The 19,971-nt window shown below is 72.4% G+C and carries 25 protein-coding genes; 13 read left to right on the top strand and 12 right to left on the bottom strand.

All coding sequences use genetic code 11. The features are described from left to right. Positions 1–4 precede the first annotated feature (4 nt). Together ACLQ26_RS21630 and sigB are read right to left on the bottom strand one after the other, a co-directional pair. Positions 5–412: a VOC family protein gene (locus ACLQ26_RS21630; RefSeq protein WP_425746144.1), complete on the bottom strand. Its 408-nt coding sequence runs from the start codon at positions 410–412 to the stop codon at positions 5–7. A 102-nt stretch (positions 413–514) separates the two neighbouring features. Then, positions 515–1,531: an RNA polymerase sigma factor SigB gene (gene sigB, locus ACLQ26_RS21625; RefSeq protein WP_393294876.1), complete on the bottom strand. Its 1,017-nt coding sequence runs from the start codon at positions 1,529–1,531 to the stop codon at positions 515–517. 233 nt (positions 1,532–1,764) lie between these two features. Here sigB and ACLQ26_RS21620 point away from each other — a divergent pair, with 233 nt between their 5' ends. Further along, positions 1,765–2,553 (top strand): sporulation protein, encoded by a 789-nt coding sequence (locus ACLQ26_RS21620; protein WP_425746257.1) that lies wholly within the window; start codon positions 1,765–1,767, stop codon positions 2,551–2,553. 139 nt (positions 2,554–2,692) lie between these two features. Here ACLQ26_RS21620 and dtd read toward each other — a convergent pair whose 3' ends face one another. Together dtd and ACLQ26_RS21610 are read right to left on the bottom strand one after the other, a co-directional pair. Next, a complete protein-coding gene (gene dtd, locus ACLQ26_RS21615) occupies positions 2,693–3,115 on the bottom strand; it encodes a D-aminoacyl-tRNA deacylase (RefSeq protein WP_425746143.1) in 423 nt (140 codons plus the stop codon). Positions 3,116–3,185: 70 nt separating this feature from the next. Beyond that, positions 3,186–4,670: a DUF7059 domain-containing protein gene (locus tag ACLQ26_RS21610; RefSeq protein WP_425746142.1), complete on the bottom strand. Its 1,485-nt coding sequence runs from the start codon at positions 4,668–4,670 to the stop codon at positions 3,186–3,188. A 96-nt stretch (positions 4,671–4,766) separates the two neighbouring features. On the opposite strand from ACLQ26_RS21610, the gene ACLQ26_RS21605 reads away from it, so the two are divergent. Further along, positions 4,767–5,357: an HhH-GPD-type base excision DNA repair protein gene (locus tag ACLQ26_RS21605; protein WP_425746256.1), complete on the top strand. Its 591-nt coding sequence runs from the start codon at positions 4,767–4,769 to the stop codon at positions 5,355–5,357. A gap of 9 nt (positions 5,358–5,366) precedes the next feature. Here ACLQ26_RS21605 and ACLQ26_RS21600 read toward each other — a convergent pair whose 3' ends face one another. Continuing rightward, entirely contained in the window at positions 5,367–5,678 is a 312-nt protein-coding gene (locus ACLQ26_RS21600; RefSeq protein ID WP_363682905.1) for a hypothetical protein, read from the bottom strand. Positions 5,679–5,691: 13 nt separating this feature from the next. Further along, the gene (locus ACLQ26_RS21595) at positions 5,692–5,979 is read right to left on the bottom strand and encodes a hypothetical protein (RefSeq protein WP_007456905.1); all 288 of its coding nucleotides are present in this window, start codon (positions 5,977–5,979) and stop codon (positions 5,692–5,694) included. 104 nt (positions 5,980–6,083) lie between these two features. Between ACLQ26_RS21595 and ACLQ26_RS21590 the strand changes: the two genes are divergently transcribed. Then, complete coding sequence (locus ACLQ26_RS21590) at positions 6,084–6,443, top strand: DUF3099 domain-containing protein (RefSeq protein ID WP_266251071.1); 360 nt, start codon at positions 6,084–6,086, stop codon at positions 6,441–6,443. Between the two features lie 74 nt (positions 6,444–6,517). Here the strand turns inward: ACLQ26_RS21590 and ACLQ26_RS21585 are convergent, their stop codons facing one another. Next, positions 6,518–7,417 (bottom strand): carbohydrate kinase family protein, encoded by a 900-nt coding sequence (locus tag ACLQ26_RS21585; protein WP_425746141.1) that lies wholly within the window; start codon positions 7,415–7,417, stop codon positions 6,518–6,520. Next, complete coding sequence (locus tag ACLQ26_RS21580; RefSeq protein ID WP_425746140.1) at positions 7,414–8,349, bottom strand: pseudouridine-5'-phosphate glycosidase; 936 nt, start codon at positions 8,347–8,349, stop codon at positions 7,414–7,416. Before ACLQ26_RS21580 ends, ACLQ26_RS21585 begins: the two co-directional genes overlap by 4 nt. An 87-nt stretch (positions 8,350–8,436) precedes the next feature. On the opposite strand from ACLQ26_RS21580, the gene ACLQ26_RS21575 reads away from it, so the two are divergent. From ACLQ26_RS21575 to ACLQ26_RS21565, 3 genes are all read left to right on the top strand, one after another. Beyond that, positions 8,437–8,655, top strand: coding sequence for a DUF3039 domain-containing protein (locus tag ACLQ26_RS21575; protein ID WP_007456912.1), 219 nt, complete (start codon positions 8,437–8,439; stop codon positions 8,653–8,655). 40 nt (positions 8,656–8,695) lie between these two features. After that, positions 8,696–9,340 (top strand): trimeric intracellular cation channel family protein, encoded by a 645-nt coding sequence (locus ACLQ26_RS21570; RefSeq protein ID WP_425746139.1) that lies wholly within the window; start codon positions 8,696–8,698, stop codon positions 9,338–9,340. A gap of 180 nt (positions 9,341–9,520) precedes the next feature. Then, entirely contained in the window at positions 9,521–11,254 is a 1,734-nt protein-coding gene (locus ACLQ26_RS21565) for a DEAD/DEAH box helicase (RefSeq protein ID WP_425746138.1), read from the top strand. Positions 11,255–11,449: 195 nt separating this feature from the next. On the opposite strand, the gene ACLQ26_RS21560 is transcribed toward ACLQ26_RS21565, so the two are convergent. Next, a complete protein-coding gene (locus ACLQ26_RS21560; protein ID WP_007456919.1) occupies positions 11,450–11,683 on the bottom strand; it encodes a DUF7455 domain-containing protein in 234 nt (77 codons plus the stop codon). A 245-nt stretch (positions 11,684–11,928) separates the two neighbouring features. Beyond that, complete coding sequence (locus ACLQ26_RS21555) at positions 11,929–13,530, bottom strand: RNA polymerase sigma factor (protein ID WP_425746137.1); 1,602 nt, start codon at positions 13,528–13,530, stop codon at positions 11,929–11,931. Between the two features lie 289 nt (positions 13,531–13,819). Between ACLQ26_RS21555 and ACLQ26_RS21550 the strand changes: the two genes are divergently transcribed. Next, positions 13,820–14,641, top strand: coding sequence for an inositol monophosphatase family protein (locus ACLQ26_RS21550; RefSeq protein WP_425746136.1), 822 nt, complete (start codon positions 13,820–13,822; stop codon positions 14,639–14,641). A gap of 73 nt (positions 14,642–14,714) precedes the next feature. Here ACLQ26_RS21550 and ACLQ26_RS21545 read toward each other — a convergent pair whose 3' ends face one another. Beyond that, positions 14,715–15,233 carry a LytR C-terminal domain-containing protein gene (locus ACLQ26_RS21545; protein ID WP_425746255.1) on the bottom strand — a complete coding sequence of 173 codons (519 nt, stop codon included), beginning with the start codon at positions 15,231–15,233 and terminating at the stop codon, positions 14,715–14,717. A gap of 434 nt (positions 15,234–15,667) precedes the next feature. On the opposite strand from ACLQ26_RS21545, the gene ACLQ26_RS21540 reads away from it, so the two are divergent. Further along, positions 15,668–15,964: a DUF4193 domain-containing protein gene (locus ACLQ26_RS21540; RefSeq protein WP_007075406.1), complete on the top strand. Its 297-nt coding sequence runs from the start codon at positions 15,668–15,670 to the stop codon at positions 15,962–15,964. Between the two features lie 120 nt (positions 15,965–16,084). After that, positions 16,085–16,882: a hypothetical protein gene (locus ACLQ26_RS21535; protein ID WP_393294889.1), complete on the top strand. Its 798-nt coding sequence runs from the start codon at positions 16,085–16,087 to the stop codon at positions 16,880–16,882. An 18-nt stretch (positions 16,883–16,900) separates the two neighbouring features. On the opposite strand, the gene ACLQ26_RS21530 is transcribed toward ACLQ26_RS21535, so the two are convergent. After that, positions 16,901–17,428 (bottom strand): DUF3093 domain-containing protein, encoded by a 528-nt coding sequence (locus ACLQ26_RS21530; protein WP_425746135.1) that lies wholly within the window; start codon positions 17,426–17,428, stop codon positions 16,901–16,903. A 90-nt stretch (positions 17,429–17,518) separates the two neighbouring features. Between ACLQ26_RS21530 and dut the strand changes: the two genes are divergently transcribed. The 4 genes from dut to ACLQ26_RS21510 all read left to right on the top strand — a co-directional run bounded on the left by dut (position 17,519) and on the right by ACLQ26_RS21510 (position 19,968). Beyond that, positions 17,519–18,055, top strand: a complete 537-nt coding sequence (dut, locus tag ACLQ26_RS21525; protein ID WP_425746134.1) for a dUTP diphosphatase — start codon at positions 17,519–17,521, stop codon at positions 18,053–18,055. A 25-nt stretch (positions 18,056–18,080) separates the two neighbouring features. After that, the gene (locus ACLQ26_RS21520; RefSeq protein WP_425746133.1) at positions 18,081–18,749 is read left to right on the top strand and encodes a DUF3710 domain-containing protein; all 669 of its coding nucleotides are present in this window, start codon (positions 18,081–18,083) and stop codon (positions 18,747–18,749) included. Positions 18,750–18,875: 126 nt separating this feature from the next. Next, positions 18,876–19,256, top strand: a complete 381-nt coding sequence (locus tag ACLQ26_RS21515) for an OB-fold nucleic acid binding domain-containing protein (protein ID WP_357498525.1) — start codon at positions 18,876–18,878, stop codon at positions 19,254–19,256. 25 nt (positions 19,257–19,281) lie between these two features. Further along, positions 19,282–19,968 (top strand): DUF3159 domain-containing protein, encoded by a 687-nt coding sequence (locus ACLQ26_RS21510; protein ID WP_425746132.1) that lies wholly within the window; start codon positions 19,282–19,284, stop codon positions 19,966–19,968. Positions 19,969–19,971 lie beyond the last annotated feature (3 nt).

Genomic DNA, 19,971 nt, shown 5'->3' with positions numbered 1-19,971 from the left:
CCGGTCAGGTGCGGCTGGAGATCTGCTGGACACCCCAGGTGTTGCCGTCCGGGTCGGCGAAGAAGACGAAGCCGACATTGTCCAGCGGGTCCGGCACCGGGCGCGGGTTCTGGCCCACCACCTGGATGTCGCCTACCTGCACGCCACGTTCGACAAGCTCGGCGTGGGCCCGTTTCAGGTCGGGCACCACCAGCTGGAGGCCCCGGAGCGAGCCGGGCGGCATCTCCGGGACCACACCCGTGCCGATGACGATCGAGCAGCCGGAGCCGGGCGGCGTCAGCTGGACGATGCGCGCCTCGTCACTGATCACCGTGTCGTGGTCGACGACGAAGCCGAGCTGGTCGGCGTAGAACGTCTTCGCCCGTTCCACATCGGAGACCGGCACGATCACCACTTCCAACGTCCAGTTCACGGTAGCTCTCCTCGCGGCTATGGATCGGTGCCACAGTCAAACACCCCGACAGTGGGGAAGGCCCCGGCGAACCGCCGGGGCCTTCCTGTCGGAGCGGGTGCGTCAGCAGGCGTACGCCTCCAGGCGCTGCGCCCGCTCCGGAGCGCGCAGCTTCAGCAGCGTCACCTTCTCGATCTGCCGGATGCGCTCACGCGACAGGCCGAACTCCCGGCCGACCTCGTCCAGGGTGCGCTGCCGGCCGTCGTCCAGCCCGAACCGGAGCCGGATGACCGCCTGCTCCCGCTGCGACAGCGTGGCCAGCACGATGCTCACCTCGTTGCGCAGTTCGCCCTGCGCGGCGCCCTCGCCCGGGTCGGTGCGCGGGTCCACCGAGGCCACGAAGTCACCGAGCGCGCTCTCGCCGTCGTCGCCGACGGCCTGGTCCAGGCTGACCGGCTCGCGGTCGTACGAGATCAGCTCGATGACCTGGAACTCGGGAATGTCCAGGGCGCGGGCGACCTCGGCGACCGTGGGCTCGCGACCCAGCGTCACGGCCAGTTCGCGGCGGGCCCGGACCATCCGGTTGACCTGCTCGACCATGTGCACGGGGATGCGGATGGTGCGGGCCTGGTCGGCCATGGCCCGGGTGATGGCCTGCCGAATCCACCAGGTGGCGTACGTGGAGAACTTGTAACCCTTGGCGTAGTCGAACTTCTCCACCGCCCGGATGAGGCCGAGGTTGCCCTCCTGGATCAGGTCGAGGAAGGCCATCCCGCGTCCGGTGTAGCGCTTGGCGATGCTGACCACCAGCCGCAGGTTCGCCTCCAGCAGGTGGTCCTTGGCGGCGCGGCCCTCGGCGACGATCAGCTCCAGGTCGGCCCGCAGTTCCTCGGAGACCGGGGTGCAGGTGGCGAGCTTCTCGTCGGCGAACAGGCCGGCCTCGATCCGGCGGGCCAGGTCGACCTCCTGCGCCGCGGTGAGCAGCTTCGTCCGGCCGATCCCGTTCAGGTACGCCCGGACCAGGTCGGTGGAGATGCCGCGCTCGTCGGTGGCGTCCAGGTCGGTGAGGGCCTCTGCGGGCCCGTTGCTCTCGGTGCTGGTGGCCGGGCGCGTCCGGTGTTCCGTCATCTGCAGGACCATCTCTGTCTCTCCCCGTGTCCACGTCTGTGCCGTGTCTCCGGCCCAGTGGTGCCGGTGTGAAACACAGCTTGGCGGGCAGGGCGTGAAACGGGAGTGAGGCGATCGGGCACCCGACAGGAATCCGGCCGGATCGTTGCCGCGGTGTGTCGTCCGGGCGGTTGCGTGCGCCGCCCGGCTACGTTGCGGGCAGGTCGGCCGCCCCGGGTCGGCGTGGTCCGACGATGGAGGACGGTGTGGTCTTCAAGCGGCTCATGAAGGCGATGGGGGTCGGTGGCCCGTCGGTCGAGACGGTGCTCGCCAACCCGAACTGCCGCCCCGGCGGGCAGTTGGAGGGCCGCATCCAGGTGCTCGGCGGCGACCACCAGGTCGACATCGAGCACGTCACGCTCGGCCTGGTCACCCGGGTCGAGGTGGAGAGCGGCGACAGCGACTACGACACCACGCAGGAGTTCCACCGCCAGCGGATCACCGGCGCGTTCCGGTTGGAGCCGGGGCAGCGCCACGACCTCCCGTTCCGCTTCGACGTGCCCTGGGAGACACCCGTCACCGAGCTGTACGGACAGCACCTGCACGGAATGACGATGGGCCTGCGGACCGAGTTGGAGGTCGCCCGCGCCGTCGACACCAGCGACCTGGACGCCGTGACAGTGCACCCGCTGCCCGCGCAGGAGCGGCTGCTGGAGGCGCTGCTGCGACTGGGCTTCCGCTTCGCGCGCGCCGACGTGGAGCGTGGGCACCTCTACGGCGTACGGCAGACGTTGCCGTTCTATCAGGAGATCGAGTTCAGCCCGGCACCGCAGTACGCCCGGTCGATCAACCAGTTGGAGGTCACCTTCATCGCCGACGCGCGACAGATGCAGGTGGTGCTGGAGGTCGACAAGCGCGGCGGCGTCTTCACCGAGGGCCGGGACGCCTTCGGCCGGTTCACTGTCGAGTACGCCACCGCCGACCACACCGACTGGCCCGCCGAACTGGACACCTGGCTCCGCGGCTCCCTGTCCCGCCGAGGCCTCTTCTCCTGACCCCCGGGTGCCCCACCCGGCCCTGCGCCCCAGGCCCCTACCCGTCGATCATGAGGTTGACCGGCCCTTCGATCTTCAGAATGCCCGCCAACCTCATGATCAACGCGGGAGAGCTGTTCGGGGTGGGGGTGGGGTGGGGTTAGAGGTCCAGGAGGAGGGTTTGGGGGCCTATGTTGGTGCTCTCCACCAGCATGTGGGCTCGGAAGCGGCCGGTCTCGACCTTGGCGCCTCGTTCGCGGAGGGCGTCGACCACCGCTGTCACCAGGGGTTCGGCTGCCTCGGCGGGGGCGGCTGCGGTCCAGCTCGGGCGGCGACCCTTGCGGGCGTCGCCGTACAGGGTGAACTGGCTGACCACCAGGATCGGTGCGCCGGTGTCGGCCGCGGAGCGCTCGCCTTCCAGGATGCGCAGCTCGTGCACCTTGCGGGCCATCGTCCGAGCGGTCTCCGCGGTGTCGGTGTGGGTCACCCCGAGCAGCACCAGCAGGCCGTTTCCGATCGCGCCGACCACCTCACCATCCACGGTCACGCTGGCCCGCCCGACGGTCTGCACCACGGCCCGCATCAGCAGCCCGCCGTGAGGCCGCTCGCCGTGAGGCCGCTCGCCGCGGTGCCGCGCCGCACGTCTGCTCGCATCACGCGGTCACCGGCTCGATGAAGCCGCGCTCCACCAGGTGCGCGACGATGGGGCCGGCGGCCTCGGCCATCTCCACGGGTGCGACGTCGTGGGCCGCCGCGAGCAGGGCGAGCTGGTCGCGCAGCGGCAGCCGGCCATCGGCACCACCGACAAGCGCCAGCACCAGCGGGTCGATCTCCTCGGTCCAGCGCAGGCCGTGCGGCATCGCGAGCACCTGCCGGTCCACCGCCCAGCCCTCGTCGCCCATGGTGGCCTCCTGGCGCAGCTGGAGGCCGTCGGCGGCCCGGTAGCGCTCGGCGAGCAGCCCTTCGGTGTCGCGTACCCGCAGGAAGTCCTGGCGGTCGAACCAGGCGCCGATGTGGTCGCCCAGTGGCGGCTGGACCTGCTGACGCAGGTCCTCGACGCGGACCACCGGATCGGCGTGCCCACCTCGGCGCAGCGACACGATGCCGAAGCCGACTCCCTCGATCTTGTGCGCGTCGAACCAGTCCAGCCAGACGGCGGCCCGCTGCGGGTCGGCGCCCTCGCCGACGTCGTTGAGCCACAGGTCGACGTACGCCATCGGGTCGGCCACCTCGCGTTGGATCACCCAGGCGTCCAGGCCGGTCCCGGCGAACCAGCCGGCCACCCGCTCGTCCCACTCCTCGCCGGCGACGTGCACCCAGTTCGCCAGGTACTGCATGGTGCCGCCCTCGGTGAGCAGGCCGGGAGCGGCGGCGGCCAGTTCGGCGGCGATCGCGTCACCCACCCGCCCCGAGTCGCGGTAGACGTGCGTGGTGGTACCCGGGCCGACCACGAACGGCGGGTTGCTCACCACCAGGTCGAAGCGGCGCCCGGCCACCGGGGCGACCAGGTCGCCGCGCAGCAGCTCCCAGTCCTGGCCGTTGAGGGCGGCGGTGGTCGCGGCGAAGCGCAGGGCCCGCTCGGAGAGGTCGGTGGCGGTCACCGTGTCCGCGTGGGTGGCCAGGTGCAGGGCCTGGACGCCGGAGCCGGTGCCCAGATCCAGAGCGCTGCCCACCGGCCGGCGCACCGTCGCGCCGATCAGGGTCTGGGTGGCGCCGCCGATGCCCAGCACGTGCTCGGCGTGCAGCGGGCGACCCGGCCGGGCGCTGGCCGGCACGTCGGCGAGCACCCACCAGTCGTCGCCGTACGGCTCCAGGTCGACGCCGGCGCGCAGGCCGTCGCCGTACCGCTCGACCAGCCCGCCGGCCAGGGCCTCCTCCAGCGGGAGGGGCGCCAGCGCGGCGGCCACCGCGGCCTCCGGCTCGGTCTGGTCGCAGATGAACACCCGGATCAGGGTGCCGAGCGGGTCGCCGTCCTCGGTCGCGCGCAGTGCGGCCCGGTAGTCGTTGCGGGCGACCGCGGCGGTGGCCTGCGCGCCCAGCCGCTCGGCGATGCCGTGGCTGGTGAACCCGGTCCGGGCCAGCGCGGCGCGCAGCGCGTCGACGCCGGCGGGGGAGAGCAGCATGTCGTGTTCGTCCACGCCCTCATCCTGCCTTTCGTGTCGTCCCGCGTCGGCAGCACCCGCCGGACGACCGCCGGAGCGTCGGTGCCGGCCCGGATCCGCGGGCCAGGCAAGATGGCGGGTATGACGCTCGTGCTGCCCATCGATCCGGAGGCCAACCGGCTGCTGGAGCGCAGCCCACTGGCCCTGCTTCTCGGCATGACCCTGGACCAGCAGGTGCCGATGGAGAAGGCGTTCTCCTCGCCGTACGTGCTCACCCAGCGGCTCGGCCACGACCTGGACGCGGCGGAGCTGGCCGGCCACGACCCGGAGGCGCTTGTCGCGCTCTTCGCCCAGCCGCCCGCGTTGCACCGGTTCCCGAAGGCGATGGCGGCCCGGGTGCAGGAGGTCTGTCAGGTGCTCGTGGAGCGCTATGACGGGGACGCCGCGCTGCTCTGGGCCGACGTCGCCGACGGGCCGGAGCTGCTGCGGCGGGTCGCAGGGCTGCCCGGCTTCGGCAAGCAGAAGGCGCAGATCTTCGTGGCCCTGCTCGGCAAGCGGTTCGGGGTGACCCCGCAGGACTGGCGGACGGCGGCCGGCGGGTACGGCGACCCCGGCGCCTACCGGTCGGTGGCGGACGTCACCGACGCCGACTCGCTGCGCCGGGTGCGGGAGTACAAGCAGCAGATGAAGGCGGCAGCCAAGGCGAAGACAGCCGGCGGCTGACCCGCGCGCTCAGGCGGCGGTCGGGTGGGCCAGCGAGGCGAGCGCCCGCCGGACGTCGGCGAGGGAGACGGTCGCGGAGTCGTCCAGGTCGGCGAGGCCGGCCTCGATCCACTGCCGCATCAGCGTGGTGACCCCGATGCCCCGGGCGTCGGCGGCGGCGCGCACCCGCTCGTACGTCTCCAGTGGCAGCCGCACCGATCGGCTCACCATCGGCACGTCGGTGTCGGGGGTGGGCAGATCGACCGAAGGGCTGTCGTCGATCAGGTCGGCGAGCCGGTCGTCGCCGCTGTGGAACTGCTTGGTCGCGTCGTTACGGTGCATCGTCACGGCCTCCTCATCGGCGATCTCTCCGCACGGCCTCGTCGTAGCGCTTCGACTCGACGTCGCTCAGCTCGCGGGCGGAGAGGATGTCCCAGTCGTTGTCGGTGCCATCGGCCTCGGCGAGCAGCACCGCCAGGCGGCGGCCGCGTCGGCCGGCGGCGTAGACCACCATCACGTCGTCACCCAGGTGGCGGATGACCCGTCGGGCGCTGTGCAGCGCCTCCCAGACTTCCCCGGGCGTGACGTCGTAGACCCTCAGGTTGGCCAACGCCTCGTCGGTGAAGCTGAACCTGCTGCCCACGTCGCGCAGCGTACCACGCACGTAACACGTACCGGGCCAGGTCAATTTTCGCTGATCACGCCTCCGTGGTGACAGGATGGGGCGTAATCCCCTCGAGGAGGTCCATGGTGAAGCGTCAGGCGTACCAGCCGATTCTGATCACCGATGCCTCGCGCAGCCAGAATGATCAGCTCACCAGCCGTCAGCGCCGCTATGTCCTCATGATGGGCATCCGGGTGGCCTGCATCATCGTCGGCGCGATCCTGGTCGGCGCGAACGCCCCACTGCTCTGGGTCTGGCTGCCGCTGTGTGCCCTCGGCATGGTGCTCATTCCGTGGCTGGCCGTGCTGCTAGCGAACGACCGGCCGCCCAAGGAGGAGCACCGGCTGGCCAATCGGTTCCACCCCCGGCGACAGGACGAGACCCCGCCGATGAGCCTCACCGCCGAGGAGCGCCCGCACAAGGTCATCGACGTCGAGCCCTGACCCGCGTCGCGTGGGTCAGGGCTCGATCGGCCGTGCGGTGACCGTCGGCCGGCCGTTACGCCCGCCGTCGACAGTTACGGCTGCGGCCGCGCGCCTGCTGTGGAGACGGCCAGCGCGCCCAGGTCGGTGGCGCGGTTCAGTGCCGCGGTCGGGGTGGCACCGGCGAGCCACGCGGTGAGCAGACCGGCCGCGAAGGCGTCGCCCGCACCCGTGACGTCCACCACCGCCACCCGCCGGGCCGGAGCCACGCAGACCGGCGAGGTGCGGTCCACCCAGACCGCTCCCGCCGCGCCGCGTTTCACCACGACCCGCCGAGCCGTCGCCGACAGCGCCCGCCCCTGCGCCGCCGGGTCCAGACCGCCGGCCAGCACCGTGGCCTCGTCCGCGTTGACCAGCAGCAGGTCGACATCGCGTACCCAACCGAGAAAGGTCCGCGCGCCGACCCGCCGCAGCGGCGCCGCGGACGCCGCGTCGACGCTCGTGGTGAGCCCGCGCTCGCGGGCGGCGGCCAGCGCCCGCAACCCCGCGCCGCGCGACCCGGCGTCCAACAGGGTGTACGCGGACAGGTGCAGATGCCCCGCGTCGGGCACCGCCGTGAGGGCCTTCTCCACGTGCTCGGCGCGCAACGCGAGGTTCGCGCCCCGCGACGTGACCATGGTCCGCTCGCCGTCGGCCGCCAGCACGATCACCGTGCCGGTCCGGGCGCCCACCACCCGCTCGAGGGTGCAATCCACGCCCGCGCGGTCCAGCTCGGCCACCCGGTCGCGCCCGGCGTCGTCGTCGCCGACCGCGCCGACGAGTGTGACGGCCATTCCCTGCGCGGCGATCCAGGCGGCGGTGTTGGCCGCCTGCCCACCCCCGCCGAGACTGATCTCGGCGCCGGTGTCCGACCCGGCCGCGAGCGGCCCGGACAGCACCGCGACCACGTCGGTGATCACGTCCCCGACGACGACCACGCGGGCCCCAGGGGTCATGCCGGGACGGCGGAGGCGCGGGCGACCGCGGCGACCGCGATGCGCGCGGCCAGGTCGGCGTTGCGCAGGATGATCCGGACGTTCACCGCCAGGCTGGCGCCCTCGGTGGCCGAGTGGAAGTGCGCCAGGAGGTACGGCGTCACGGCCTTGCCGGTCACCCCGTCCCGCTCCAGCCGGGCCAGCCCTTCGGCGAGGGTCCGGTCGTGCAGCTCCGGGTCGAGCTGCTCGTCGACAGGCAACGGGTTGGCGACGAGCAGGCCGCCGGTGTGCACGGCGTGCTCGTCGCGGGCGGCCAGCACGGCGGCGACCTGCTCCGGGGAGTCCACCGACCAGTCCAGGTCGAAGCCCGCGTCGGTGAGGTAGAAGCCGGGGAACCGGCGGGTGCGGTAGCCGATGACGGCGACCCCGAGGGTCTCCAGGCGCTCCAGCGTCGCGCCCACGTCGAGGATCGACTTGACCCCCGCGCAGACCACAGTGATCGGAGTCTGGGCCAGGGTGACCAGGTCGGCCGACTCGTCGAAGGTGTGCGCCGCCTCCCGGTGCACGCCGCCCAGGCCGCCGGTCGCGAACACTCCGATCCCGGCGGCGGCGGCCACCGCGCTTGTCGCCGCCACGGTGGTGGCGCCGTCGGCGCCGGTCGCGGCCGCCACGGCCAGGTCGCGGACCGAGAGCTTCGTCACGCCGTCGACGGTGGCCAGCCGGGTCAGCTGCGCGTCGTCCAGGCCGACCACCAGCTCGCCGCCGATCATCCCGATGGTCGCCGGCACCGCCCCGGCGTCCCGGACCGCCTGCTCGATCTCGCGGGCCACCCGCAGGTTCTGCGGACGGGGCAGGCCGTGCGAGACGATGGTGCTCTCCAGCGCGACGACGGGCCGGCCGTCGCGCAGGGCTTCGGCCACCTCGGTGCCGAAGCTGATGCGAAAGTCAGTCACACCGGCACGGTACGGGTCGGAACCGGACCGGGCTCAAGTGGACCCGGCCGTGATGACCTGCCAAACTTGGCGGTTGGAGGTGCAGACGTGAGCACAGAGGTTCTCGAGCGTCCGGAACTGAAGGACGCCGACACCGGTCCCGAGATGTTCCACTACGTCCGCAAGGAGAAGATCGCCGAGAGTGCCGTCATGGGCACCTTCGTCGTCGCGCTCTGCGGGGAGACCTTCCCGGTCACCAAGGCGGCCAAGCCGGGCTCGCCGGTCTGCCCCAAGTGCAAGGAGATCTACGACTCGTACCGCGAGTGAACCCCGGCCGGCGCTCCGGCCGGCGACGTAGCCTGCGGCGGTGACCACCTCCACCGCCCTGCTCCTCGCCGACCTGACCGGGGTGGCGGTCTTCGCCGCCTCCGGCGCCTCGGCGGCGGTGGCCAAACGACTCGACCTGTTCGGCGTCGCGTTCGTCGGCTTCGTGGCCGCGCTCGGCGGCGGGATCTTCCGTGACCTGGTCATCGACGAGGTACCGCCGCTCGCCTTCGCCGACTGGCGGTACGCCACCACCGCGGCGATCACCGCGCTCGCCGTCTTCTGGCTGCACCCGCAGCTCGCCCGACTGCGCACCACGGTGCTGGTGCTCGACGCCGCGGGCCTCGGTCTGTTCACCGTCACCGGCACGCTCAAGGCGTTCGACGCCCGGGTGCCGGCGGTCGGCGCCTGTCTGATCGGCATGCTCACGGCGATCGGCGGCGGGCTCGGCCGGGACCTGTTGACCGCCGAGATCCCGGTGGTGCTGCGCCGGGAGATCTACGCGGTGGCAGCCCTGGCCGGATCGGTCGCGGTGGCGTTGCTGTACGTCACCGGGCAGACCGGGCCGGCGCCGCTCACCGCCGCCGCGGTCGGGGTCTTCGGGCTGCGCCTGATCGCGCTGCGCCGCCGCTGGTCCGCGCCGGTGGCCACGCTGCGGCCACCGCCGACCGGCGACCCGGAGTGGTGAGGCTCGTCCTGCGCGGGTGGTGAATGTGACAGGCGTGGTGTCGCCTGGGCCGACGGGCCCGCGCTGGTTATGCTGAGTCGGCCTTCGCGGCAGCTTCTGCGCGGAGGCGTTTTCATGGGCGGCGGTACTCGTGGCCCTCGCCCGGTGTCCGCCCTCGTGCGGTCGGAGAGGAGCTTTCGCGTGGCAGCCCGGACGCCGGTGCTCGAGACGTTCCCGGCACTACGTGCCTGGCAGCGCAAGGCCCTGGTGGAGTACCTGCGTCGGCGTACCGAGGACTTCACAGCCGTCGCGACGCCGGGCGCCGGCAAGACCACCTTCGCCCTGCGGATCGCTGCCGAGCTGCTCGGCGACGGCACCGTCGAGGCGGTCACCGTGGTCGCGCCCACCGAGCACCTGAAGAACCAGTGGGCCGAGGCCGCGGCGCGGGTGGGCATCCAGCTCGACGCCGCGTTCCGCAACGCCGACGTGCACTCGGCTGCCGACTTCCACGGCGCGGTGGTCACCTACGCCCAGGTGGGGATGGCCCCGCAGGTGCACCGGCGGCGCACCATGACCCGTCGCACCCTGGTCATCCTCGATGAGATCCACCACGCCGGCGACTCCCGTTCCTGGGGCGACGGCGTGAAGAACGCCTTCGAACCCGCCGTACGCCGGCTGATGCTCACCGGTACGCCGTTCCGCTCCGACGACAACCCCATCCCGTTCGTCACCTACGAGCGGGGCGGTGACGGGCTGCTGCGCTCCCACGCCGACTCGGTGTACGGCTACGCCGACGCGCTGCGCGACGGCGTGGTCCGGCCGGTGCTCTTCCTGGCGTACTCCGGGGAGACCCGCTGGCGCACCAACGCGGGGGACGAGTTGGCGGCCCGCCTCGGCGAGCCGATGACCCAGGACCTGGTGGCGCAGGCGTGGCGTACCGCCCTGGACCCGGCGGGGGACTGGATGCCGCAGGTGCTGCGCGCCGCCGACGCCCGCCTCACCGTGCTGCGCAACGCCGGCATGCCCGACGCCGGTGGTCTGATCATCGCCACCGACCAGCAGACCGCCCGCTCGTACGCCAAGCTCATCGAGCAGGTGACAGGCGAGAAGGCCGCCGTGGTGCTCTCCGACGACCAGGGCGCTTCCGCGCGGATCGCGACGTTCGCGGCGTCCGACCAGCGGTGGCTGGTCGCGGTGCGGATGGTGTCCGAGGGGGTGGACATCCCCCGGCTCGCCGTCGGCGTCTACGCCACAAGCGCCAGCACCCCCCTCTACTTCGCCCAGGCCATCGGTCGGTTCGTGCGGGCCCGCCGCTCCGGCGAAACGGCGTCGGTCTTCCTGCCCAGCGTGCCGCACCTGCTCGGGCTGGCCAGCGAGATGGAGAACGAGCGGGACCACGTCCTCGGCAAACCCAAGGACTCCGACGGCCTCGACGACGACCTGCTGGAACGGGCGCAGCGCGACGACCAGGCCAGCGGGGAGCTGGAGAAGCGCTTCGCGGCGCTCTCGGCCACCGCCGAACTGGACCAGGTGATCTTCGACGGCGCGTCGTTCGGGACCGCCGCCCAGGCCGGCACCCCGGAGGAGGAGGAGTACCTCGGCCTGCCCGGCCTGCTCACCGCCGACCAGGTCTCGCTGCTGCTGACCAAGCGCCAGGCGGCGCAGCTCGCCGCCCAGCGCCGTCGTACGGCCGACGGGGCCGCTCAGCCGGCCGCTGCGCCCACGGCGGCGCCTCCGGCACCCATGAGTGCCGCCCAGCGTCGCGTGGCGCTCCGACGGCAACTGAACGCTCTGGTGGCCGCCCGGCACCATCGCACGGGCCAACCCCATGGCAAGATCCACGCCGAGCTGCGCCGGCTCTGCGGCGGCCCGCCGAGCGCCCAGGCCACCATCGAGCAGCTCGAGGAACGCATCGCGACGGTGCAGACCCTCTAAGCCCGGCTGCTGCCCCCTCGACTTCCTTGAAATCGCGGTGTTCGACCGAGGTGGAAAGCGCGACTTCCCTGAAACTGAGTGGATCACGGGGGGCCGGGCGGTGCCGAGGCGCGGGGCGGTTGGGCGCTTGGGCAGGAAAAAGCCGACCGGAGGCACCCTCGGGGTGCCTCCGGTCGGCTATGTCGGTCTACGGACTCAGTTCGCCATCAGGTCGGCGCCACGCCAGCTGAAATCGGGCTCCGTTGCGAACCGCTCGGTGATCTTCACGAGATCCTCCGCGTACTTGTTCGCGTGGTGCCCGCAGAACACCAGCTCGCTCCCACCCACCAGAGTGATCCGGAGCTTACCGGCAGCATTGCAGCGGTCGCACCGTTCATCGGCGGCTGGGGGTGCCACCGTTTCGGGCGGCGGCGTGAGGGTCGAGTTCATCGCCTTCCTCCTCTGGTCGTCACCGATGAACAATCTCTTCGGTCGTTGCTCACCTATCGTGCAACACCCTTGCTAGGCGCTGCCTTCCCTGTGTGCCCGCGGGGGACCGAGGTCACACCTGGCAGGGACAGTGTGCCGTGCACCAAGGGTGCCACGTCAACGATCACATTCGTGCATCCGGACGATCTCCATCTGGTGTTGCACACCAGGTGGCCAAAACGACACGTTCGGTTGACGAAACCGGCTCAGTCCAGGTAATCCCGGAGAACCTGCGACCGGGACGGGTGACGCAGCTTGGACATCGTCTTGGACTCGATCTGCCGGATCCGCTCCCGGGTCACCCCGTAGACCTGACCGATCTCGTCAAGCGTCCGCGGCTGACCGTCGGTCAGGCCGAAACGCAGACGTACCACACCCGCCTCACGCTCGGAGAGCGTCTGCAGCACCTGCTGGAGCTGGTCCTGCAGGAGCGAGAACGAGACCGCGTCGACGGCCACCACGGCTTCGGAATCCTCGATGAAGTCACCGAGCTGGCTGTCGCCCTCGTCGCCGATGGTCTGGTCCAGCGAGATGGGCTCCCGGGCGTACTGCTGGATCTCCAGCACCTTCTCCGGTGTGATGTCCATCTCCTTGGCCAGCTCCTCCGGCGTGGGCTCACGGCCCAGGTCCTGGAGCAGCTCGCGCTGTATGCGGCCGAGTTTGTTGATGACCTCGACCATGTGCACGGGGATGCGGATGGTGCGGGCCTGGTCGGCCATGGCCCGGGTGATGGCCTGTCGGATCCACCAGGTGGCGTACGTGGAGAACTTGTAGCCCTTGGTGTAGTCGAACTTCTCCACCGCGCGGATGAGGCCGAGGTTGCCCTCCTGGATCAGGTCCAGGAAGGCCATGCCGCGTCCCGTGTACCGCTTGGCCAGGGAGACGACCAGACGGAGGTTCGCCTCGAGGAGGTGGTTCTTGGCGCGCTCGCCGTCGCGGGAGATCCAGCCCAGGTCGCGGACCATCTCCCGGACGAGCTTCTCCTCGCCCTCGTCAGCGGCGCGTAGCTGCTCGGCGGCGTAGAGCCCGGCCTCGATCCGCTTGGCCAGCTCCACCTCCTGCTCGGCGTTGAGCAGCGGAACCTTGCCGATCTGCTTCAGGTACGCCCGGACGGAGTCGGCGGAGGCCGTCAGCTCGGCGTCGCGCCGGGCCTGCTTGAGGGCCTCGGACTCCTCGTCGTCCCACTCGAAGTCGTTGTCGGTGGCCGACGCGGCGGCGTCGGTCTCGGCGGCCTGGGCCAGCTCGGCCGGCTCCTCCACCACCACGTCCTCGATGGCGGCGGCGAGCTCCTCCGGGTCGATCTCACCCTCGGCGCCCTCGCCCTTGGCCTTACCGCCGGCCTTGACCGGCTTGGCTCCGGCCGCCGCGGCCACCGTCGCCTTGGTGGCGCGGGTGGACTTGGTCGCCTTCGCCGGGGTGGGCGCGGCGGCGCCATCGGCGGCCTTGCGAGCGGCCACCTTACGTGGCGCCGGGGTCGACGGCGGCTCGTCGGAGGCCGGCGCCTGCTTCGGGGCGGGCGCGGCGGCCTTCTTGGTGGTCTTGGCGGTGGTGGCCCGGGACGCGGGGGTCGTCGAGCGGGCCGCGGCGACCCGGCGGCGGGTGCTCGCCGAGCCGTCCACCACAACGGTCACTCCCGCCTCGGAGAGCGCCCGGAGGATCTTCTTGGCCTGGGCCGGAGTCACCTCGGCGGTCTCGACGGTGCGCGCGAGCTGAGCCGACGTGAGCTGACCACCGGCGCTCTGCGCGTGGGCGATCAGGGTGTCGGTGAGCGAGCGAACGTCGGCGCCGGGCTGGCGGGGTTCTGTCACGAATGACCTTCCGGAGGCGAAGAGCGGGCACGGCCGGGTCGTCCGGCACAGCGTGGGGCAACCGGGCCGGGCGATGTGGTTGAGGGACCCCCGTGTCCCGGGCCGGCCGGTGGTCGGCGGTCCGTGGCGCGTGGGCAGGGGTGAATTGTAACGCCGTCTGCGGCGATCATCCTGCGCCGCACGGCGTAACGGCGGCGGGACCGCCGATTCGGCGCAGATGTGGACTTTGTAAGGATGATACTCGCGCACGGCCCGGAACGCCCCGGTCGTACGGGAAGGGGACCCTGGAATGGACCGTTCGGCGCCGCCACCGCGGGAACTGTTGGCGATAGCGATCGAGGTGGCGCGGGACGCCGCGGCCACCGCGTACCGGATGCGGGCCGAGGGCGTGTCCGTGGCGGCGACCAAGAGCACTGTCACCGACGTGGTCACGGCGGCGGACCGCGCCGTCGAGCGGCAGGTCCTCGACGCGCTGCGCGCGTTGCGGCCGGGGGACGCGGTCCTGGGTGAGGAGTACGGCACCCAGGACACCGGCCCCGCCGAGCCGGGCGGCGTGCGGTGGATCGTCGACCCGATCGACGGCACCGTGAACTACCTCTACGGGTTGCCGTACAGCGCGGTGTCGCTGGCGGCCGAGGTGGACGGGGTGGTGGTCGCCGGCGTGGTGCGCAACGTGAACACCGGCGAGGAGTGGACCGCCACCGGGGGCGGCGGTGCCTGGCGCGACGGTGTCCGGCTGCGCTGCTCCGGGGAGACGGACCTGGGGCAGGCGCTGGTCGGCACCGGCTTCGGCTACGACGCCGGTCGGCGGGCGCACCAGGCGTCGGTGGTGGCCGGGCTGATCGCGTCGGTGCGGGACATCCGCCGCCTCGGCGCCGCCGCCCTGGACCTCTGCCTGGTGGCGGAGGGGCGGCTGGACGCGTACTTCGAGAAGGGTCTGGCCGCCTGGGACCTGGCCGCCGGCGGTCTGGTGGCCGCCGAGGCGGGCGCGCGGGTCTCCGGCCTGGCCGGTCGCCCGCCCGGCCCGGACCTGGTCATCGCGGCCCCGCCCGCCCTCTTCGCCGGGCTGCACGACCGGCTGGCCGCCCTGGACGCCTCCGGCGGCCCCTGACGACGTCCTGAGCGCGTCGGGAGCGCCGGGGGTGGACCGGGGTGGCAGCGGGCGGATCCGGGCGGTTACGGCGTCACTTCTTGGCGGCCGGGGACGGGCAGGAGCCGGCGGGCGCGACCGGCGGGCCCAGGTCGCCGAGGGACTGGTTGACCTCGGTGGTGGTGGCGAGCTGCTGGAAGCCGTTGCCCAACACCACGTCGACCACGTCGTCAGTGCGCTTCTCGTCGTAGACGGGCTCGGCGTTGTTGAGGAAGTACGCCTTGAGCAGGTGGGCGGAGCTGACACCCTTGGGACCGAACTTCAGCACGGCGACGTCGTCGATGCCCTTCGGCGCGTTGCCGACCTTCTTGACCTGGAACTTGCGGTTGCGGAAGTCGTCCGCGACCGCGCCGGCCCGGCCCGGCTCGTCGGTCGCGTTCAGGACGTTGATCTTGACGTCCTTGGTCTCGTGCAGGGTGACGTCGGCAAGCGGCCAGCCGTCCGGGCAGCCGCCCGCCGCGCCGGCCTCGCCCTGGCTGTCGCGGACGATCGCGGTGATCACGAAGGCCAGGGCCAGGACCCCCAGCAGGCCGACGACGACGAGTGCTCGCACTCGCGCAAAACTCATCTGGGCGCTCCCGGGACCTCAGGTGGGTGGCGGCGGCCGCCACCGATCGCACTGACCGCCGGCCGTCGAATACGCCGCTGAGGTTAACGGTTGTCCGGCCGTCGCGTGGAAACAGTCCGACATGCCGGCGCGCCGACCGCGAACCGGGTACTACTACCCCTATCTTCGTGTCGCCTGAATCACATTGGGAACAACTTCGCGTGCGGGGGCGTACATCTCAGCCGCAAGGGCGGTATACATGCCTCGCCCAAGGGGGGGTAAGGTTCCGCGCTCGCAGGGGAGTGGCCCCAGCGGTCTCGACCCGTACAGTCCCCGGGTCGGGTGCCCGACACAAGTGGTGGTCGGCCAGCGGAACCGAAACAGCGTCGTCCGGCGTTACAACCGGAAGCGACAACATCGATATGGGAGAGTGACAACCGATGGCCACCGACTACGACGCCCCGCGTCGCGACGAGGTCGACCTCGGCGAGGACAGCCTGGAAGAGCTCAAGGCACGGCGCGTCGACTCACAGTCGGGCGCGGTGGACGTCGACGAGGCCGAGGTCGCCGAGAGCTTCGAGCTGCCCGGCGCCGACCTGGCCGACGAGGAGCTCACTGTCAAGGTGCTACCGATGCAGCAGGACGAGTTCCGGTGCGCCCGCTGCTTCCTGGTCCACCATCGCAGCCAGCTGGCGGTCGAGCGCAACGGCGAGCTGATCTGCCGAGAGTGCGTCTGACACTCACGACACCGGCGGCGGCCTCCTGATCGGGGCCGCCGCTACCGGTGTAGGCATGCGACGCCGGTGGGTACCTGCTTGACTCGTAGCGGGTAGCCACAGCACCGGGAGGTCCGACCCATGAGCGATCGAGGCGACACCACCGACGGCGGCGCGGACGACCTCGGCGCCACCGTCGCGGCGTTGACCGCGGACGACATCGCGCCGGCCCGGCGGCGCCAACTGCTCACCCGGATGGTGAGCCAGGCCCGCAGCCGGGGCATTTCCGACCTGTTCAAACCCCGCGCCGCAGTGCGCTGGATGACCGACACGGTGGCCGAGATCGCCCCGCACGTACCCGTGCGGGACCTGGCCACCCTGCGCCGACACTTTCCCGGCCTGGACGACGCCGCCCTGGCCGAGCGACTGATCCGCAACGCCTCCCGCGCCACGGCCGGGATCGGCGCCGCCGGCGGGGGAGTCGCGGCAGTCGAGTGGACCGTCGCGCCCACGCTGCTCTCGGCGCCCGTGCTGCTCGCCGCCGAGACCGTCGCCGTCGTGGCTGTGGAGCTGAAACTGATAGGTGAGCTGCACGAGATCCACGGCGTGGCGCTGCCGGGCGCCGGCGGTCAACGGGCGGTGGCCCTGGTGCACTCCTGGGCCACCCAGCGCGGGGTCAACCCGATGGTGCCCGGCGTGGGCGTGGGCGCGGTGCTCGGCACCGCCGCCCGCAAGGAGATGCGGGACATGCTGCTGCGCCGCTTCGGGCGCAACCTCACCACGCTCGGGCCGTTCCTGACCGGCGCGGCGGTGGCCAGCTTCCTCAACCGCCGGGCCACGCGCCAGATGGCCGACCAACTCCAGGTGGACCTGCGCCGTCAGGGCATCGCCCGGCCAGCGCCACCGCCGGCCCTGCCCGGCCCGCCCACGGGCACCTGAGCGGCCTGTCAGCGTCGATCAGCCCGGCTCGCCGGCCGTACGGTCGGCGAGCCGGCGGGCGTCCCGCTCGGCCAGCACCGCCTCGGCCAGCTCGACCGGCCGCCTGCTGCTGACCACCCAGAACGGGGTCGGGTCGGCCGGGTCGTCGAGTACGACCTGCACGGCGCCGCCGACCCACGGCCGCTGCACGACGAAGGCGAGCGGGTCCGCGCCCACCCCGAGCACCTCACGCCGGCCGGCCACGTCCAACGGGATCACGTCGGCCACGAAGCGCACCGGCAGCCGGGCGTCGTCCACCCGCAGCTCGGAGTCGACGACCGTGACGCGGATCCGGCCCAGCCACCACAGCGCGGCGGCGGTGACCGGCAGCAGCACCGCGAAGGGCACCCAGGCGCGGGCGCCGGACCCGCCCATCCAGATCTCGACGGCCAGCAGCGCGGCGGCCACCAGCCCGGTCAGCCACAGCCACCAGGGCAGGTCCAGCCGTTCGGCGTACGCCGGACGGGCCGGGACCGGCGGCCGATCGGCGGACGGGGAGGGCGACATGCTCACTCCTGCGAGGGTACGGCGCACGGCGGGCCAGCCAACCGGCAGGATGGCAGGGTCACCGGAGACAACCGGACGAAGAGGGGACCCGTGACCGACGTCGTACCCGTGCCCGTACGGCTGCTCGATGCCGAGCTGCCGCTGCCCACGTACGCCCATCCCGGCGATGCCGGGGCCGACCTGGTGGCCGCCGCGGACGTGGAGCTGCCGCCCGGCGGTCGGGCCCTGGTGCCCACCGGCGTGGCCGTCGCGCTGCCGGACGGGTACGTGGGCCTGGTCCATCCGCGCTCCGGCCTGGCGGCGAGGCTCGGCGTGACGGTGCTCAACGCGCCCGGTACGGTCGACGCCGGCTACCGGGGTGAGATCATGGTCAACCTGATCAACCATGATCGGGACACGCCCGCGAAGATCTCCCGTGGCGACCGGATCGCCCAGCTCGTCGTCCAGCGGGTCGCGCGGGCGCGGTTCGAGCCGGTGGCCGAGTTGCCCGGTTCCGCGCGCGGGACCGGCGGGCACGGCTCGACCGGCGGGCACGCCGGGCTGGTGCCGTCACCGGCCGGCCAGGAGTGGGCCGACCAGCGGCGGCCCGGGCCGGGCCCCGGGCAGACGGAAGAGGTGGCAGGGTGATTGTGAACAGCGGAGGGTGGGCGCAGTGATCTTCTCCCGAAAGCGGGCCGATGCCGGGCGGCACACCCGCGACGAGCGGACCGCCGAGGTCCTCGACGAGGGCGCCGGGGCGTCGACGCCGGGGCTGGTGCGCGGGCCGTACGACATCTCCGAGGTCGACGACGACGTGCAGCGACTCGACCTCGGCAGCCTGCACATCCCGGCGGTGGCCGAGGTGGAGGTGCGGGTGCAGGCCGACCCGCAGGGCGTGATCCAGCAGGTGGTGCTGGTGCACGGGGACAACGCGCTGCAGCTCGGCGTCTTCGCCGCCCCCCGGTCCGAGGGGATCTGGGACGAGGTGCGCGAGGAGATCCGTCAGTCGCTGCTGGGCGACGGCGCCGCCGCCCAGGAGGTCGAGGGCGAGTACGGCCCGGAGCTGCACGCCCAGGTGCGGACCGCGGACGGCCCCACGAACCTGCGGTTCGTCGGCGTCGACGGGCCGCGCTGGATGGTCCGGGGCGTCTTCCAGGGCCCGGTGGCCACCGACCCGGCCAGCGCCGGGCCGCTCGCCGAGTGCCTGGACGGCCTGGTGGTCGACCGTGGCCAGGAGGCGAAGCCGGTCCGTGAGCCGCTGCCGCTGCGGCTGCCCCGCGAGATCGCCGACCAGGCCGAGGGCGCGGACGCGTCCGCCGCCGCCGAGCCCCGTCAGGTCTGACCGACGGCGCACCGGCCCGCCGGAACCGGGCCCGTCGGCGTACGCTGGCGGGACGGTTCCGGCGTCGCCGGAGCTGGGCCGGTGCCGGCCAGCGCCGGCGAGTGTGGAGAGGGTGACGCGGAGGTCATGACGACCGACGAGAGCAGGGTGTCGCTGCGGCGCATCCTGCAACGGTTCACCGCCAGCGAGGCCGAGATCGACGCGCAGGAGCTGCGTCAGGAGAGCGCCGAGTGCGGTGGCGTCCTGGCCCAGCAGTGCTCCCGAGGTCAGGTGGTCTCGGTCGCTGGTCGGCTGCGCACAGTGGTCTACACGCCGCGCACCAACCTGCCCACCCTCGAGGCCGACCTGTACGACGGCAGCGACGTGGTCACCCTGGTCTGGCTGGGCCGGCGACACATCTCCGGGATCGAGCCGGGGCGGCACCTGACCGCGCGCGGTCGGGTGGCCATGCGCGACGACCGCAAGGTCATCTACAACCCTTACTACGAGCTGGACTCGCCGAAGTGACGGCACCGCGGACGGAAGGCCGGGCATGACGACGGGACAGCACCGGGCGACACAACCGGAGACCGATCCTCCGCAGGACGACGAGCCACTGCCCACGATCGCCGAACAGATGGCCGACCAGCTCGGCGGGTGGCGAGGGCTTGTCGAGTCCAGCATCCCGGTGGTCGTCTTCGTGCTCGCCAACATCATCGGCGACCTACGGCCGGCCGTGATCGCCTCGGTGGCCGTCGCGCTGTTGATCGCCGGGTTGCGGCTGGCCCAGCGCCGGCCGATCCGGCACGCGGTCAACGGGCTGTTCGGTGTGGGCATCGGCGCCGCCATCGCCTGGCGTACCGGCGACGAGCGGGACTTCTACCTTCCCGGCATCCTCTACGGCATCGGCTACGGCATCGCCCTGCTGATCTCGGCGGTCGTCCGGCAGCCCCTCGTCGGGTGGATCTGGTCGGTGCTTGTCGCCAAGGGTCGCTCGGAGTGGCGGGCCGACCCGAAGCTCGTACGCACCTTCACCCGGTTGACGGTGCTCTGGGGCGTGGTGTGGCTCGCCAAGGTGGGCGTGCAGGCCGGGCTCTACCTGGCCCACGAGGACACCGCGCTGGGCGTGGCCCGGCTGGCGTTGGGCTACCCGCCGTACGCGCTGCTGCTGCTCATCACCGTCTGGACGGTGCGCCGGGTCACCCGGGAGCCGCAACCCACCCCGCTGCCCGGCGCCTGAGCT

This window comes from Micromonospora sp. DT43, assembly GCF_049841645.1.
GTDB lineage: Bacteria > Actinomycetota > Actinomycetes > Mycobacteriales > Micromonosporaceae > Micromonospora.
Note: the sequence above shows the minus strand (reverse complement) of the source record. Positions and strands in the feature narration are given on the sequence as shown.

Excerpts from the sequence above, each read along its gene's own strand:
- sigB (WP_393294876.1), bottom strand. The coding sequence starts at position 1,531 with ATGGTCCTGCAGATGACGGAACACCGGACGCGCCCGGCCACCAGCACC.
- dtd (WP_425746143.1), bottom strand. The coding sequence starts at position 3,115 with ATGCGGGCCGTGGTGCAGACCGTCGGGCGGGCCAGCGTGACCGTGGAT.
- ACLQ26_RS21605 (WP_425746256.1), top strand. The coding sequence starts at position 4,767 with ATGGCGGGTATGACGCTCGTGCTGCCCATCGATCCGGAGGCCAACCGG.
- ACLQ26_RS21600 (WP_363682905.1), bottom strand. The coding sequence starts at position 5,678 with ATGCACCGTAACGACGCGACCAAGCAGTTCCACAGCGGCGACGACCGG.
- ACLQ26_RS21590 (WP_266251071.1), top strand. The coding sequence starts at position 6,084 with ATGGTGAAGCGTCAGGCGTACCAGCCGATTCTGATCACCGATGCCTCG.
- ACLQ26_RS21585 (WP_425746141.1), bottom strand. The coding sequence starts at position 7,417 with ATGACCCCTGGGGCCCGCGTGGTCGTCGTCGGGGACGTGATCACCGAC.
- ACLQ26_RS21560 (WP_007456919.1), bottom strand. The coding sequence starts at position 11,683 with ATGAACTCGACCCTCACGCCGCCGCCCGAAACGGTGGCACCCCCAGCC.
- ACLQ26_RS21550 (WP_425746136.1), top strand. The coding sequence starts at position 13,820 with ATGGACCGTTCGGCGCCGCCACCGCGGGAACTGTTGGCGATAGCGATC.
- ACLQ26_RS21540 (WP_007075406.1), top strand. The coding sequence starts at position 15,668 with ATGGCCACCGACTACGACGCCCCGCGTCGCGACGAGGTCGACCTCGGC.
- ACLQ26_RS21535 (WP_393294889.1), top strand. The coding sequence starts at position 16,085 with ATGAGCGATCGAGGCGACACCACCGACGGCGGCGCGGACGACCTCGGC.
- ACLQ26_RS21530 (WP_425746135.1), bottom strand. The coding sequence starts at position 17,428 with ATGTCGCCCTCCCCGTCCGCCGATCGGCCGCCGGTCCCGGCCCGTCCG.
- ACLQ26_RS21515 (WP_357498525.1), top strand. The coding sequence starts at position 18,876 with ATGACGACCGACGAGAGCAGGGTGTCGCTGCGGCGCATCCTGCAACGG.
- ACLQ26_RS21510 (WP_425746132.1), top strand. The coding sequence starts at position 19,282 with ATGACGACGGGACAGCACCGGGCGACACAACCGGAGACCGATCCTCCG.